General features: G+C 68.7%; 10 protein-coding genes. 5 read left to right on the forward strand and 5 right to left on the reverse strand.

Translation table 11 applies throughout. The features are described from left to right. The first annotated feature begins 20 nt into the window (after window positions 1-20). Genes AB0K28_RS10755 through AB0K28_RS10765 form a run of 3 tightly spaced genes read left to right on the forward strand, consistent with a single transcriptional unit; the run spans window position 21 to window position 3052 of the window. Window positions 21-2327 carry a 2OG-Fe(II) oxygenase gene (locus AB0K28_RS10755; RefSeq protein ID WP_364367764.1) on the forward strand — a complete coding sequence of 769 codons (2307 nt, stop codon included), beginning with the start codon at window positions 21-23 and terminating at the stop codon, window positions 2325-2327. Window positions 2328-2360: 33 nt separating this feature from the next. Then, window positions 2361-2687 carry a type II toxin-antitoxin system RelE/ParE family toxin gene (locus tag AB0K28_RS10760; RefSeq protein WP_364368029.1) on the forward strand — a complete coding sequence of 109 codons (327 nt, stop codon included), beginning with the start codon at window positions 2361-2363 and terminating at the stop codon, window positions 2685-2687. Then, complete coding sequence (locus tag AB0K28_RS10765) at window positions 2684-3052, forward strand: helix-turn-helix transcriptional regulator (RefSeq protein ID WP_345392512.1); 369 nt, start codon at window positions 2684-2686, stop codon at window positions 3050-3052. The genes AB0K28_RS10760 and AB0K28_RS10765 overlap by 4 nt, the downstream gene beginning before the upstream one ends. A gap of 206 nt (window positions 3053-3258) precedes the next feature. Here AB0K28_RS10765 and AB0K28_RS10770 read toward each other — a convergent pair whose 3' ends face one another. Both AB0K28_RS10770 and AB0K28_RS10775 read right to left on the reverse strand, forming a co-directional pair. Then, complete coding sequence (locus tag AB0K28_RS10770; RefSeq protein ID WP_364367767.1) at window positions 3259-3675, reverse strand: Dabb family protein; 417 nt, start codon at window positions 3673-3675, stop codon at window positions 3259-3261. After that, complete coding sequence (locus AB0K28_RS10775; protein ID WP_364367770.1) at window positions 3672-4028, reverse strand: hypothetical protein; 357 nt, start codon at window positions 4026-4028, stop codon at window positions 3672-3674. Before AB0K28_RS10775 ends, AB0K28_RS10770 begins: the two co-directional genes overlap by 4 nt. 122 nt (window positions 4029-4150) lie before the next feature. On the opposite strand from AB0K28_RS10775, the gene AB0K28_RS10780 reads away from it, so the two are divergent. Next, complete coding sequence (locus AB0K28_RS10780) at window positions 4151-6796, forward strand: LuxR family transcriptional regulator (protein ID WP_364367773.1); 2646 nt, start codon at window positions 4151-4153, stop codon at window positions 6794-6796. A gap of 182 nt (window positions 6797-6978) precedes the next feature. Here the strand turns inward: AB0K28_RS10780 and AB0K28_RS10785 are convergent, their stop codons facing one another. From AB0K28_RS10785 to AB0K28_RS10795, 3 genes are all read right to left on the reverse strand, one after another. Beyond that, window positions 6979-9192: an N-6 DNA methylase gene (locus tag AB0K28_RS10785; RefSeq protein WP_364367776.1), complete on the reverse strand. Its 2214-nt coding sequence runs from the start codon at window positions 9190-9192 to the stop codon at window positions 6979-6981. Continuing rightward, window positions 9189-9833, reverse strand: coding sequence for a hypothetical protein (locus AB0K28_RS10790; RefSeq protein WP_364367779.1), 645 nt, complete (start codon window positions 9831-9833; stop codon window positions 9189-9191). The genes AB0K28_RS10785 and AB0K28_RS10790 overlap by 4 nt, the downstream gene beginning before the upstream one ends. Window positions 9834-10172: 339 nt before the next feature. After that, window positions 10173-11705 (reverse strand): hypothetical protein, encoded by a 1533-nt coding sequence (locus tag AB0K28_RS10795; protein WP_364367782.1) that lies wholly within the window; start codon window positions 11703-11705, stop codon window positions 10173-10175. Window positions 11706-12222: 517 nt separating this feature from the next. Here AB0K28_RS10795 and AB0K28_RS10800 point away from each other — a divergent pair. Next, complete coding sequence (locus tag AB0K28_RS10800) at window positions 12223-15021, forward strand: BTAD domain-containing putative transcriptional regulator (protein ID WP_364367785.1); 2799 nt, start codon at window positions 12223-12225, stop codon at window positions 15019-15021. Window positions 15022-15165: the final 144 nt, after the last annotated feature.

The following is a 15165-nucleotide window of genomic DNA, read 5'->3' on the forward strand; positions in this document are numbered from 1 at the left end:
CGGTCCAAAGGAGGAATTCCGTGCCCGGCATCGCTCGTGAACAAGTGGCCGAGTTGCTCGCCACGTCGGCGGAGTCCGCTGCGTCCAGCGCCTCGCGAAAGCTTCCCGCAGCCGATCTCTCGGTGGCGGTCGATGGACTCGGCCCACTACGGTTTCCCATCGCCGATGAGCAGGCCGTCCAGCTACGCGAGCTCGGCCGCCGCGCGCGGTTCGGGCGGGGTGAGCAGACCCTGACCGACCCGGAGGTGCGCGACACCTGGGAGATTCCCAAGGAGCCGGTGCACGTCGAGTGGACGGAAGCGTTCACGGCCGTCCTCGACGGGATGCGCGCGGAATTGGGACTGCCACCGCACTGCCAGCTCATGCCCGAGCTGCACTCCGTGCTCCTGTACGAGACCGGGCAGTTCTTCGTCCCGCACCAGGACTCCGAGAAGGACGATGCCATGGTCGCGACCTTGGTGGTGTCGCTGCCGTCCGCGCACACCGGCGGCGAGCTCGTGGTCGAGCATCAGGGCCAGAGCAAGAAGTACCGGGGACTGAAGACCGCGGTCTCGCTGGTGGCCTTCTACTCCGACTGCCGGCACCAGGTTCTGCCCGTGAAAAGCGGCAACCGCGTCACCCTCACCTACAATCTGCTCCTGAGGGGAGACAACCAGGTCTCGGCGACCGAAAGTCCGCTGGTCGGCGACCTCGCGACTGCCCTTCTCACGCACTTCGCCACCCCGGTCGTCCTGCCTTACAGCTCCCGGAAGGGGAAACCGCCGGCGCGACTGGCGTACCTGCTCGACCACGAGTACACCGCCCGAGGGCTGAGCTGGTCCCGGCTGAAAGGGTCAGACTCCGCGCGGGGCGCCCTGCTGCGGGCCGCTGCCGAGCGGGCGGACTGTGAGATCGCCCTGGCCCTCGCGGAGATCCAGGAGACCTGGGACGCCTACGACGAGGACGAGGACGCGTGGTACGGCGACCATGAGGACGAGGATCCCGACGGCTACCAGGACCCCGGCAGCACGGACGACAGGCAGTACGTGCTCCAGGACCTGATCGAGACCTCCACCACGCTCACCCACTGGATCGGCCCGGAAACAGGGCGGCTGGAGGACATCTCGCTGGACATCAGCGACGCCGAGGTGGCCTCGACGACCCCGACGACCGACATGACGCCCTACTCCTCCGAGTACGAGGGCTACATGGGCAACTACGGCAACACCCTGGACCGCTGGTACCGGCGGGCGGCGCTGGTCATCTGGCCCCGGAACCAGGGCTTCGCCAGCCGCGCAGAGGCGTCTCCAGGATGGGCGCTGGACGAACTCGCCGCGACGGCCCGTGCCGGCAAGATCGCGGAGGCTCGTGAGGCGGCGCGGTCGCTGGAGTCCTTCTGGCACGCCGCCGGCCGTTACCCCGGCCAGGCCGAACTTCTGGGCAAGGCGTTGGAGGCGGCCAGGGAGCTGGATGACGCGCAGGTCGCGACCATGCTGCTGCGGCCGTTCGCGCTGGAGCGGCTGATCCCTCCTCATGGTCCGGCATTCGCGGCCCTGGCCACGCACTACGGCGACATCTGGATGGACGGCCTGCTGCGCTACTGGACAGAGGGCTGGCGGCCCAGCTCCTACGGCCTCGCCCAGGCACCGTCGGAGTGGTTCGAAGATCTCCCACGCCTGTGTGCCGCGCTCTCGACGGGGGGAACCGCGTCCACCGCAGCCGCCCGCCGCATCATCGAAGTGTCATGGACGATGTTCACGGGCCAGGTCGCTCCGGCACTCGACGGGCCGCTCACCTCCCGGCGGGAAGCATGGCTGACCGCCTTGGGGGCGCCATGCGCCGGGATCATCGCGGCCGCGGCCAGGCTGGGATCGACGGACGTTCTCCAGAACGCCCGAAAGCTCACGCGAACGGCTGGTGATCGGGCGCACGCCCTGGCGATGGCGACGCTGCGTGCCGCCGGGACGCGCCGAGCGGGCTTCGGCGAGCTGGCCCTCTCCTGTGCCGATCGAATCCGCGCATTACTGGCGCAGCCACAACGCGCGCCGGGCGACTGGTCGATCAAGCTGCCCACCGGATGCGCGTGCGAGCTGTGCGAGACGCTCGGCACGTTCCTCCGAGACCCTGAGCGACGCGCGCTCGACTGGCCGCTCGCGAAGGACAGGCGCAGGCATGTCCACGCCAGGATCGATGAGGCCGAGCTGCCTGTCCATCACGAGACCAGGCGGCAGGGCCGCCCGTACACCCTCGTACTGACCAAGACAGAAGCCCTGTTTGAACGTGAGCGTCTCGCCCGTGAGCGCCACCAAGCGGATCTGGCCTGGCTCACCGATGAATGGAAGGTCTGAGCTCTCCTTTACCAGCGGCACGATCCATCACAGCTGGAACTCCTCACCGACCGGCACTACGACAAGGCCGAGCGAGCCGTCGACATGCTCGCAGCCCGGCCGACCACCCTGGGCGAGCCCTATTCACGCCACCTCGGCGGCGAGGTCCGCGAATTGCGCTTCATCCTGGACGGCAACGCCGTCCGCATCACCTACTGGCTCGCACCCGAGCAGCGGATCATCCTGCTCACGGTGTTCCGCAAGACCCGGCAACGAGAAGAAGCCGAGGTCGAGCGGGCACGACAAGCACAGAAGGTCTGCGAAGCAGAGCACGGCCCCGCAGAACACACCTACGACAGGGCGAAGGAGGACACGCCGTGAACCACTCCCAGTGGAAGACCCGACGAACCAAGAAACTTCTGGGCGAAACAGTGGACGAATCCCCCGCCTACGTCGAGGCCGGATACGCGCTGGCGCTCGGACAGGCCGTCTATGACCGCCGCACCGCACTCGGCCTCTCCCAGGCCGAACTCGCCCGCCGCGCGGGCATGACCCAACCCCAGATCTCCGTCATGGAAGGCGGCGACTCCAGCCCCACCCTCCCCCTCCTCACCCGTCTCGCCAAAGCCCTGGACGCATCCCTGACCATTCAACTGGACGACGACACCTCGGCATTCGTCTTCACGCCCCACCACAACCCTCAACCCAGCAAGCCATCCACTGACGGCCGCATCTCAGCAGCCTGACCCAGGCAGAGGGTTGTCACTTCAACCTGTACGGACATCGTCAGGCCAGATGAAGTGGCACACGGGAATAGGGATCGCGACAGGCCATGTGCGATTGGTGACGCTCACCCCTCGGACACACCAAAAGGGTCCTGGTCACGCACAGACGTGACCAGGACTTTCTGCTTTCCGGGGCGGTACGGCGGAGACCAGGTCGGTCCTCGCGGTCAGCCCCCGTGCGGGCCCGGCGCGCTGCTGCCCTTGTAGGACGCGAGGTCGGACACGAGCTGCGTGAGCGCGCGGTCCTCCGCGTAGCGGCGCTCGTGCAGGGCGGCGATCTTCTCCGCGACCTCCGGGTCCTCGTCGTCGGTGACGTCGAACGACACGAAGTTCTCGACCAGCGGGAGACCGATCTCGTCGGTGTGCCGGTGGGCGGGGTGCTTCAGGTACGCCCAGTAGCCGTCCAGGTCCTTGATCACGAAGGTGGCGCCCCACGCGAACTCGCCGCCGACGTCGCGGCCGACCACGAACGAGACGACCTCCGGGATGACCCGCCCCTGGTTGCGCAGGCTCTCCAGCGCGGCGTCGACCTTGTCGGTGGGGGCGTCGGGCCGCAGCGTCATGCGGACGGTGTGGTAGATCATCGGATTTCCTTTCCTCGGTGTGAACGACGGACCGCGATCGAGGCGACGAGCACGCCCGCGAAGGCCACGATCCCGGTCGATGTGAAGGTGTCCGCGATGCCGGGCACCTCGATCAGGGGCTGTGCGGCGAGCGGCGAGAGGAACTGGCCGAGGAACACGGCGGCGACGAATCCGCTGAGTACCCGGCCGCGGTGTTCGGGCGGCGCCGGCTCGGTGAGCCGCAGGTTCAGGTTCGGTACGGCGAGCCCCACCCCGGTGCCGCCGACGAGCAGGCCCGCGACGACCAGCGTCGCCGCCGCGAGCACGATCGCCTGGGCGGCGCGGGTAGGTGCCTCGCGCACTGCCGTCGACATCAGGGCTCCCCTCCTGGGGTTCGTCCGGGTACGTCCCTCAGACTCACACCGGGGCCGTCCGCCGGCATCGGCGAGAACCACCTACATCGGCGGCATCGGTGATGCGCGATACCGTGGCCACCGTGGGGACAGCGGCTCGGACGATCGTGGGCAGGGACACCGAACGCCGCAGGCTGGACGAGCTGGTCGGGCGCGCACGAAACGGCGAGGGCGGGGTGCTGGTGCTTCGCGGCGAGGCAGGCATCGGCAAGAGCGTGCTGCTGGACCATGTACGGGGCGCGGCGCGCGGGATGCGGGTCGTCGAGGCGTCAGGTGCGGAGTTCGAGACCGAGTTCCCGTTCGCCGGCCTGCATCAGCTGTGCGCGCCGCTGCTCAGTGACGTCGACCTGCCCGAGCCGCTGCGTACCGCCCTCGACGCCGCGTTCGGGCTCGCCGAGGGCACACCGGAGATCTTCCGCGTCGGCATGGCGGCCCTGGAGCTGCTGACCTCGGCCGCGGACGCGCACCCGCTGCTGTGTCTCGTCGACGACGCACACTGGCTCGACGACGCCTCGCTGCGGGTGCTGACCTTTCTCGCCCGCCGGGTCGCGGCCGAGCCGGTGGTGATGGTGCTGGCGGCCCGCCACGGGCTCGACGACCTGCCCGGCGTCGAGCTGACCGGTCTCACCGACGACGACGCGCACCGGCTGCTGGCCGACACCCGTACGACGCTCGACCAGGCCGTGCGCGACCGCGTGCTGGCCGAGGCGGGCGGCAACCCGCTCGCCCTGCTCGAACTTCCCGGCGCGGGCGGCTTCGCCATGCCGGCCACGTCGTCGGTGGCGAGCCGGGTCGAACGCAGCTTCTCCGACCGGCTCGCCGGGCTGCCGCCGGACGTACGGCTCCTGCTCACGGTGGCGAGCGCCGACCCGACGGGCGATCCCGGCCTGCTGTGGGCCGCCGCGGAACTGCTCGGGGTAAAGGCCTATGCCGGTGCGCACGCGGAGGCGTCCGGCCTGGTCGTGCTCGGACCCGGGGTGCGGTTCTGCCACCCGCTCGCCAGGTCCGCCGTCTACCGGGCGGCGGCCGTCGACGACCGGCACGCCGTGCACGCGGCGCTCGCCGGCGTCACGGACCCCGTACGCGATCATGACCGGCGGGCATGGCACCGCGCCATGGCCGGTTCAGGACCGGACGAGGACGTCGCCGCCGAGCTTGACCGCTCCGCCGCCCGCGCGCTCGCACGCGGCGGAGTGGCTGCGGCGGCGGCGTTCCACGAGCGCGCGGCCGCGCTGTCCCGCGACCAGGACCGCCGCGTGGAGCGCACCCTCGCCGCCGCACACGCCCACCTCGACGCCGGTGCCCCCGACGAAGCCGCCCGCCTGCTCACGACCGTCGCGTCCGACGATGACGCCACCGTGGCCAGGGTGGAGCTGATGCGCGGCAGGATCGCGTTCGTGCGGCACCGCGACGGTGACGGCCCGGCGTTCATGCTGAGCGCGGCCCGCCGCCTCGCCGCGACCGACCCGAGGCGGTCGCGGGACTGCTATCTCGACGCCGTGGAGATGGCCCTGGTCGTCGGCAGGGCGAGCGGTGTCATGGACATGGTGGTCGAGGCGGCGCGCTCGGCGCCGGCGGTGCCCGGACCGCCCGACCTCCTCGACGCGCTGGTACGCCTCGCGGCGGAGGGGCACCGCGCGGCGTCGCGGCCGGTACGCGAGGCCGTCGCCGCGAGTCCCCTGTGGACCGAGCGGCCCGCGCTGGCCGGCATGCTCGCCGTCGAGCTCTGGGACGTCGGCACCCACGGCGTGATCACCGACTGGGTGCTGGCCAGAGCCCGTGAGACCGGGTCGCCGCTCATGCTCCGCCTCGGTCTCGGCATGGCGGCCGCGAGCGCGGTGCACGTCGGCGACTTCAGTGCCGCCACATCGGCGATCGCCGAGGAGGAGGCGGTGGCGGACGCGATCGGGGTGGCGCCGCTGGGGTATCCCCGGCTGCACCTGGCCGCCATGCGCGGCCGGGCGGCCGAGGCCAGGACCATGATCGGGACGTTCACCGCCGAGGCCGCCGCGAGCGGCACCGGGCAGACGATCGCCAACGCCCACTGGGCCGCGGCGGTCCTCGCCAACGGTCTCGCCAACTATCCGGCGGCACTCACCGCCGCCAGGGAGGCCACCCGCCACGGCGACCTGTTCGTCACCGCGATCGCCCTGCCCGAGCTGGTGGAGGCCGCCGCCCGCAGCGGCGATCACGAGACGGCAGAGGCGGCGCTGACCTCGCTCACCGAACGCACGGAAGGCAGCGGCACACCGTGGGCGCTGGGGGTCGGCGCCTACGCCCGCGCGCTGGTCACCGGTGACGAGGCCGACCATCGCGCGGCGCTCGACCACCTGGAGGCGACCAGCCTCGCCCCGTACCTGGCCAGGGCACACCTGCTCTACGGGGAATGGCTGCGCCGCCAGGGCAGGAGACGGGACGCGCGCACCCAGCTGCGCGCCGCCCGCGAGCGGCTGTCGGACATCGGCATGACCGCCTTCGCCGACCGCGCCACCGCCGAGCTGCGCGCGGCGGGCGAGGACGTCCGCGGCCGCACGACGGGCGACACCGACGACCTCACCGCCCAGGAGACGCACATCGCCCGCCTGGTCGCGGGCGGCGCCACGTCCAAGGAGGTCGCGGGGCGCCTGTTCATCAGCCCCCGCACCGTCGACGCCCACCTGCGCAACATCTTCCGCAAGCTCGGCATCACCTCCCGCCGTCAGCTGAGGGAACTGCCCACGCTGCGGTGACCAGGTGGCGAAGTAAGGCGCCGTCCGAACGGGAGGAGTTCTTCGGCTCCTCCCGCTTGGACGCTTCAGCGCACGTGGTTACCAGGAGGACGAGCCCGGCAGCTCGTTCCTCATTTCTGGTTCGGAGTGCATGGTGAGCCGGTGCTACGGCCTTCGTCATCTTGACGAGGGGCCGAGGCATCTTATTCGGGCGGACGGACTCTCCCCGAGGTCAGGAGAGGATAGAGCGAGTCTCGGAGAGCCGCGGTGGCCCGTGCGATCTGCTCATGCGTCGTGATCTTGTCGTCCAAGGCTTGAAGGACACGGCCGATCTCCCCCTGTGCCTCGGCGGGAGGAAGCACCACAGGCAAGGTTCCTAGGACGCGAGTGTTGATGCTGGGAAGCACGCTCCCAGCAGAATGGCGAGTCAGCCAGTCGAGCACCGATGGTGAGTTCAGATAGTCGCTCAGGTATTTCGGGTCAATTCCCTGTCTGGGACGAATCCTGATCAGCCCGGTGCCGCACATCCACCCTTTGTGTGCGGAGGTCACCAAGGCGTGTCGGCCGACCACTCCGGTACGCGTGCAAAGGATGTCGCCCTCCGCGAGCCGATGAGTCTCCAGTTTGCCGGCTGTGCCCTCGTCGATGCGATCGAAGCTTCCTGTGATGCGCCCGCCGACGAGGTTACGCGGTCTGACGACGCCCACAGACCCGTCGTCCGAGGCCCGGGCGGAGGGGCCTGCGGTGAGTTCGCTGATGTCGGCGAGGCGTACTTCCTGCCAGCCCGGCGGCAACTCCTGGACCGGAGGTTCGAGTATCTGAGCTCGGCCGATCATCTGATCCATGACCATGTCCACCCTCGCCGACCGCTCTCCCAGACGAGCCAGCTCACGAAGCAACGTCTCGATGCCTTGACGGCCGTCGTCTGTCCTGGCCGCGGCCTCGTTGAGGGCGTACTTCTCGGGGGTGAGGTCGTAATCATTCTTCTTCAGGTCCGCAGCAGTCACGACGGCGGTGGGCAGCGCCTCGTGGGCGGGGGTCACACCCGCGCGCCAGTCGGTGAGAACCGCGCGAATCACCTCATGGTCCTGCTCCGACAACTCTCGCTGAGCACGCTGTGACAACCTGCCCAGCCCGGTCGCGTCTACCAGGAGCAACTCCCGCTGCGGATTAGAGGAGCGACGCAGAACCCATATCGTGGCGCCGATCGCCGTGTTGTAGAACAGCATTGGAGGCAGTGCTATCACCGATTCGATACAGCCGTCCGCCACCATGGCCTGCCTGATCACGCGCTCGCGTCCCCCGCGGAAAGCGGCTCCGGCAGGCATGACGACCGCGGCACGCCCACCTGGCGCCAGCCGCTCCAGCACGAACTGCAGCCATGCGAAGTCCGCGTTGCCACGAGGCGGTGGTCCATAGAGCCAGGACCTTTCCAGCGCCGGATCTTCCCGGGACCAGCCGCGTAGGCCGAACGGGGGGTTCGCGACGATGTAGGAATAACTGGAGTCGCCATTACCGGGACGACTGAGGACATCGATCGACTGCCTGCCGAGTCGAGAGTCGATGCCATGCAGCGCCAGGTTCATCCGCGCCAGGGTCAGGGCCTCGGCATTGAGACCGTCACCATGAACGGCAAGACCGGGAGTTTGAAGGGCCGCTGTGAGCAGTATCTCCCCCGAGCCGCAGCATGGATCGTAGATGGTCCCGGGCGCTTCGGCGGCGAGGGCCTCCACCAGAACGCGGACGATGGAAGGAGGCGTGTAGAACTCCCCTCCACGCTTGCCTTCCAGCATGGCGAAGCGATCCAGCAGAGTACGGAAGGCGGCGGCGCCACCCAATTCGTCGACAGCGACATCCGCGAACTCGACGAGCTCTGACGGGATCTTCGCATCCACTTGAAAAGCGATCGGCGGCGGCGCGTCGCCGGTTCCGAGCTTGTTGTTGATGGAGGTCATCAGCGACGCCGGATCACTGCGGTCGCCAGTGAGAACGGATGACCATCCATTTCGATCCTGCGCACGCATAAAAATCAGGCTGAGCACCAGATCGCGGTACCTCAGGATGTCATACGCGCCTCTCAGCTGGTCGAGCGTCCGCCACAAGTCGTTCGTCTTGGGACGCTTAGTGCTGACCGGCTGCGCCTGCGGGCTCTGTGCCGCTGGTCCTGCGAGATTCCTGCGGAACCGTTGGCCGAAGGTCGCACCCGACCGCTCGTTCGGCAGGAGCGCGTTGCTCGCGATCCTGCGCTGGTCGAGCCACTCCAGAACCGCCTCGACCTCGAACAGTTGCTCGCCTCCGACGAGTCGCGGCCGTGGATAATCTTCGTGTCGGCGCTCCCAATTGCTAACGGCGGGGCGTTTGACCTCAGCCAGCCGTGCGATCTCGGCTCGCGAGACGAAACCTTGGGGCGAGGTCATCGTCTCGTCCCTTCCGGCCGTCGGGCCAGCACCTCAGGCACCCGGTCAAAGGCACGCAGCCAGCTGGCGAACTGCGGCTCGACATAGCCCAGCAAGGTGTAGATCTTGACATGATCCGCCGCCAGATGACGGTGGTGGATCGGCTCGTGATGCATGATGCGATTACGCAGAAAGACCATGGCCTGCAAGTTGTCGCGTAGCGATTCTCTGCTGCCCGAATAGTACGGGAACGCCCGGTGCAAGGCGGGGACCCACAAGTGCCTGTCGTACTTCCTGCTGAGAAGTGATACCCAGAAGCCGAACGACAGCTCAGTGACCACGTCATCGGCAGAGGGCCGGCGGACGTCCTTCCTGGCCAGCTTTTGCTTGGCGGCAGTGACCTTGGCCGCCTCGGACATGTTCAGAGGCGCCACCCGCCACCAGTCGTCCGTTCCGAACCGGTTCCGCAACTGGTCGTGCTCGGCGTTACGCAGGCAGATCTCCAGGCAGTGCAGCGGCCCGTAGAACGCCTCGGACACCTGGACGTTCCACTGATACAAGTCCCATGCCACCAGGCGATCTCCTGAAAGCGCGCCGAGGTACGGGGCGAAGCGCGGTACCGAGATCACCCGCTCAACCCATCGGGGCAGATCAGTGTGCAAGACGACACCTCCGAAGGCATGGCTGTCATACGGCGGTGCCTCGGGATATGCTCGAAGTCGTAAGCCCCGGGTCCGCCTCTGCTTCGCATGCCGCCCGGGGCACGGCTTTTTCTGAGCCGTAGCCGTTACACGGCCCGCCTCGAAAGGCTCTCCGCTGTACCCCGAAGGTACAGCTATACGATCATCAACACAATTGTAGTAAGCCTACAAAAAACTGTTAACCTAACCTCTCCGCCGGTGGGGACGACATGCGTGGCAGGGTTCAACGGCCATCCCCACACCGTCGGCGGCACGCAGTCACGCCCGCGCTTCGAGCAAAGACGACGGCCCAGCCGGCGATCACGCCACCTTGTCACCGGCAAGCAGGGCGTCCATGGCTCGAAGGATGATGTGGGAGGCGTCAGGCTTCGCCAGAGCCAGCGTGATGGATGACGGCCTCCTCGCGTAGTCGGCCGCGGCAAGGCGCTCCGGGAGGTCCGCCCATCCGGGGAGTACGGAGAGGGCACGGGCGAGTCGCTCCAGGCGATCCATCGGCACACCCCTGTTGCGCATCCACTCGAAGTTGATCGACAGCACCGACTTGCTCACGCCGGTATAGATACTCCACACCGCCGCCTCGTCCTGGCCGGTACTGAACCAGGCAGTGGCTGATGGGTGGACGCCTTGCCCGAAGTAATAGCCGCGGAAAGCCGGATGGCCCTCCGCATGCCGGTACACAGCGAGGAGTGTGTCGGCCACTTCAGGAGGACAGTATTCGTCGAGGGCGTGGAGAAGGCTCTCCTCGGTCCATTTCGACAGCCCCCGGATCACACCCCTGCGTTTCGCATCAGCCACGACCGGAGCCGCCCCCAAAGAGCCGACTTCGGCTGGGGGAATGCTGGGATCCGTAGCCGGCGGCAGGTCACCAAGCGCCTGGAGTATCGCGATCACCACCGACTCGAGTACATCGATGGCCTGCTCGGCCTCCCGCGCGGTGATTTTTTTCTTACGGCGGAAGCTGTCCGGGTCGTGATCAGCAGTGTGCGCGATGTTGTTCCGGCGCCTTGCGATCTCGGTGAGTTGGGCGCGTATCTCATCGGCCGCGATCGGCATACTCGGATCTTGGTCAGTCAGCTTGTCAGCGACCGACTTCCACAGTTTGATCTTACTGACATGGGAGAAGCCCTCCGCGATCTTGTCCGGATGCTGGAAGGTCTTGTACTCGAAGAACCCCTCAAGAGCGGCGCGGAACGCTTCATCCAACGGTTCGCCGTTACGGTGTACTTTTTCTACCAATTCGACTGGCATGGACAGCTTGCTGAAGTTGTTCGGGCGAGGAACTTCTGGCCTCTGTGCGAGAGCTACTGCTCGGTCGATGATCTCTTGAGTGACCCAGTGATCAAGTGCCGCGACCGCCTGGGTCCATGCCGCCCTGTAAAGATCGGTGACATCGAAGGCGCCGACACCCAACCTTTCCAAGTTACGACCGCCGTGCACGAGCTGCCGCGCATAGCCGAGATTGCGTTGATATTGCTCGAACGCGCTGGGAAACTCTCCTGCCCTGAAGAGTCGCCGATTGTGGTATTGACGGCGCAATTCCTGACAGATGACGTCACCCGGGAAGTCCTCCAGCGCCTTGATCCCGTCGCTGGTGATCGACCAGCCGTTCCTCTTGGCCATCCAGCCCAAGGAGGCCGCCTCGCCGGTGCGGAAACCGACCTCGGTCCACCACCGGATCTCGCCATGTGCATCAGGACTCTGCAGGTCACGAGGTATGGCAACGCGTTCGATCACCGCATCGCGTACGACACCGGGGGGCACCGCGCCCCCGGCTTCACGCAGCACCTCCAGAGTGACACGGAAGATCGGCATGATCTGTTCGGTGAAGGACACTCGGCACACCTCTCCATGTTCGGTTATCGGTCTCGGTCAGCGGCGGAAATACTCATGCTCCTCAATACACGGCCTGCTGACAGGGTACGGCCATCGCACGCACGGATAGGCGGCGAGTGCGACAAATCCCGTGCTCCACAATCCCATGGCTCCAGCGTGATTCGTGAGATAGGGACGCCTGGCCGTGCGCTTTGTCTGGATGCGCATATAAGCTCTCATAACAGGCGAATGTGGAGCATTAGCCGAGGAATGGTTGTGGACCATGTACGACCAGCGGCGCTCAGCCTTCGGACGCCCGTACGGTGTCGATCGCTGTCTCCGCTCCTGAGCGCTCGCCGGTGCGGGGGCCGCGGCGAGGGGACGCCGATATGCGTGATCTTGTTGCGGGACCCGTGAGGCGGGGTGGACCATGTGCGTTCGGTGGCGCTCGGTCCTCGGCCGCCGACAGCGTGCAGCGCCACGTCTCTGACGTGGCGCTTTCGGCGGAGTGATCACAGCGGCCCTGATGGGAGGGCGGATGGCCATCGAGTTCCGGTTGCTGGGGAGCATCGAGGCGTACGTGGACGGGTGTCCGCTCGACGTGGGGCCGGCGCGGCAGCGGTCCGTGCTGGCGGCGTTGCTGATCAGTCCCAACGAGGCCATTCCGGCGGATCGGCTCGTGGAGCGGGTGTGGGCGGATCGTGCGCCCGGTCAGGCCAGGGGGACGCTGCGCACCTACATCGCTCGGTTGCGGCATGCCCTCGGCGGCTTCGACGAGGTCGGGATCGTGCGTCACGCCAGCGGTTACATGGCCTGCCTGGAGCGAGGGCTGGTAGATCTGCACCGGTTCTACGAGCTGATCGGCGAAGCCCGGGCCACGGATGACGGGGTGGTGGCCATCGATCTGTTCCGCCGGGCGCTGGCGTTGTGGCGGGGGGAGGCGTTCGCTGAGCTGGACACGCCCTGGGTGCGCACGCTGCGAAGCGAGCTGGAGACCGCGCGGATCGGAGCCGAGCTGGACCTCAGCGACCTGCTGCTGGCCCGTGGCCGGCATGACGAGGTGCTGGCCGCGCTGCACACGGCGGCGGCGGCGCGGCCGCTCGACGAGCGGCTGGCGGGGCAGCTCATGCTCGCGCTCTATCGCGGCGGCCGGCAGGGTGACGCACTCGACCGCTACCAGAGCCTGCGCGACCGGCTGGCCGAGGAGCTGGGCGCCGATCCGAGCCCGCCGCTGCGGCGGCTGCACCAGCAGATCCTGACCGCTGATCCGGCGCTGGACCTCCCGGACGGCGGGTCGGAGGACGGGACGTCGCCGACGCCGCGGCAGCTTCCCGCGCCGCCCCGGTTGTTCACCGGCCGGGAGCGGGAACTGCGTGCGCTCACCGCCGCGCTGGACGACGCGGCCAGGGACGGGACGTCCATGGCGGCCTTCGCGATCGAGGGCGCGGGCGGGATCGGCAAGACGTGGCTCGCCCTGCAGTGGGCGCACGAACAGGCCGGCCGGTTCCCCGACGGGCAGCTGTACGTCAACCTCCAGGGCTTCTCCCCCGGCGCGCAACCCACGTCCCCGGTCGCGGCCGTGCGCGGTTTCCTCGACGCGCTCGGCGTCGACCCCAGCGCGGTCCCGAAAGACTTCGACGCGCAGGCGGCGCTGTATCGCAGTCTCGTCGCGGGCCGGCGGATGCTGGTCGTCCTGGACAACGCCGCCACCAGCGGTCAGGTGGTGCCGCTGCTGCCAGGCAGCCCCACCTGCACCGTGCTCATCACCAGCCGTAACAAACTGACCGGTCTCATCGCCGCCCACGGCGCCCGCCCGATCATCCTGGACGTGCTCGGCGAGGCCGAGGCGCACGAAATGCTCACCCGCCGGCTCGGCGCGGACCGGCTCGCCGCCGAGCCGGAGGTGGTGCGCGACCTGCTGCGCTACTGCTGCGGCCTGCCCCTGGCGCTGGGCATCGTCGCCGCCCGCATCCTCACCCATCCCGGCCTGCCGCTGTCGGTGTTCGCCGAGGAGCTCCGGGATCACTCGACCCGGCTGGACGCGCTGGACACCGGCGAGGCGGACACCGACGTGCGGGCCGTGCTCTCCTGGTCGAAGCACGGCCTCAGCGCGGACGCCGCCGAGTTGCTCGCCCTGCTCGGCCTGGCCCCCGGGCCGGACGTCAGCCTCGCGGCCGCCGCGTCCCTGGCCGGATGGCCGCCACCCCGTACCGCCAAGGCGCTGCGGGAGCTGGACGGTGCGCATCTGGTCCAGCAGCACGTACGCGGCCGTCACCGGATGCACGACCTCATCCGCGTGTACGCGTCCGAGCAGGCCCGGCGCGGCCTGTCCGACGACGCCTGGGCCGCCGCCCTGCGACGGCTGGCCGACTTCTACGTCCACACCGCCTACGCCGGCGACCGCCTGCTGCAGCCGCACCGCGAGCCGATCGAGATCGGCGCCCCGGCCGAGGGCTGCCGCCCCGAGCCGTTGGAGGACCAGACGGCGGCGCTGTCGTGGTTCGACGCGGAGCACGACTGCCTGCTCGCCGCGCACCGCATGATGGCCGACGAGGGCCTGCACGCCTCGGTGTGGCAGCTCGCCTGGGCGTCGCGCACCTTCCAGCGGCGGCGCGGGCGCTGGCACGAGGAGCTCACCATCTGGCAGGCCGCCCTGGCCGCCGCGGAACGGCTGGGTGACGTCGCCGCCCAGATCGAGGCCCATCGCTACCTCGGCGGCACCTGGGCCCAGCTGGACGGGCACGCCGAAGCTGTGCGCCACCTCGAACACGCGCTGTCCTTGGCCGAGCGCGCCGGCAACACCGCGGCCCAGGCTCACACGCACATGGCCTACGGGTGGGTGGAGAAGGCGCGGAGCGCCGACGAGTCGGCGGTGGAGCACGTCATGCGCGCCTCGCACCTGTACCGGACGCTGGACAACCCCGTGTGGGTGGCGGACGCGCTCGCCACCGCCGGCTGGTTCCACGCCGAGCTGGGCCGGTACGACACGGCGCGCGGGCAGTGCGAGGAGGCGTTACGCATCTATCAGCGGCACGGCGATGTCGAAGGCGAGGCCGACACGCTGCACAGCCTCGGGTACCTCGCCCACCACACCGGCCGTCACGTCGAGGCGCTCGGCCACTACGAGCGGGCCCGCGCCCTGTTCCAGGATCTCGGTCACACCTACAACGAAGCGGACGCCCTCGACCGGATCGGCCACACCCAGGCGGCGCTCGACCGTCCCGAACCGGCCCGGCAGTCCTGGTGTCAGGCTCTCGATCTGTACCGGGCCCAGCAGCGCGGCGCCGACGCAGAACGGGTTCAGATTCAGCTCGCGGCCCTCGACGACCCCATCTAGGGCTCAGTCCCCGCGAGGGTCTCTTCACGGCTGGGCGACGTTGACCACGGCGCGTGCCGTCCATGTCGCCGAACAGCTCTCCGGCGGCGCGCCGGAGTACATCCACGCCCTGTGGCGAAGCGCCACCAAGCGGATCTGGCCTGG

The organism is Nonomuraea sp. NPDC049504, assembly GCF_040676845.1.
Classification (GTDB): Bacteria; Actinomycetota; Actinomycetes; order Streptosporangiales; family Streptosporangiaceae; genus Nonomuraea; species Nonomuraea salmonea.

Coding starts and splice junctions, on each gene's coding strand:
- AB0K28_RS10770 (WP_364367767.1), bottom strand. CDS start 3,675: ATGATCTACCACACCGTCCGCATGACGCTGCGGCCCGACGCCCCCACC.
- AB0K28_RS10775 (WP_364367770.1), bottom strand. CDS start 4,028: ATGTCGACGGCAGTGCGCGAGGCACCTACCCGCGCCGCCCAGGCGATC.
- AB0K28_RS10785 (WP_364367776.1), bottom strand. CDS start 9,192: ATGACCTCGCCCCAAGGTTTCGTCTCGCGAGCCGAGATCGCACGGCTG.
- AB0K28_RS10800 (WP_364367785.1), top strand. CDS start 12,223: ATGGCCATCGAGTTCCGGTTGCTGGGGAGCATCGAGGCGTACGTGGAC.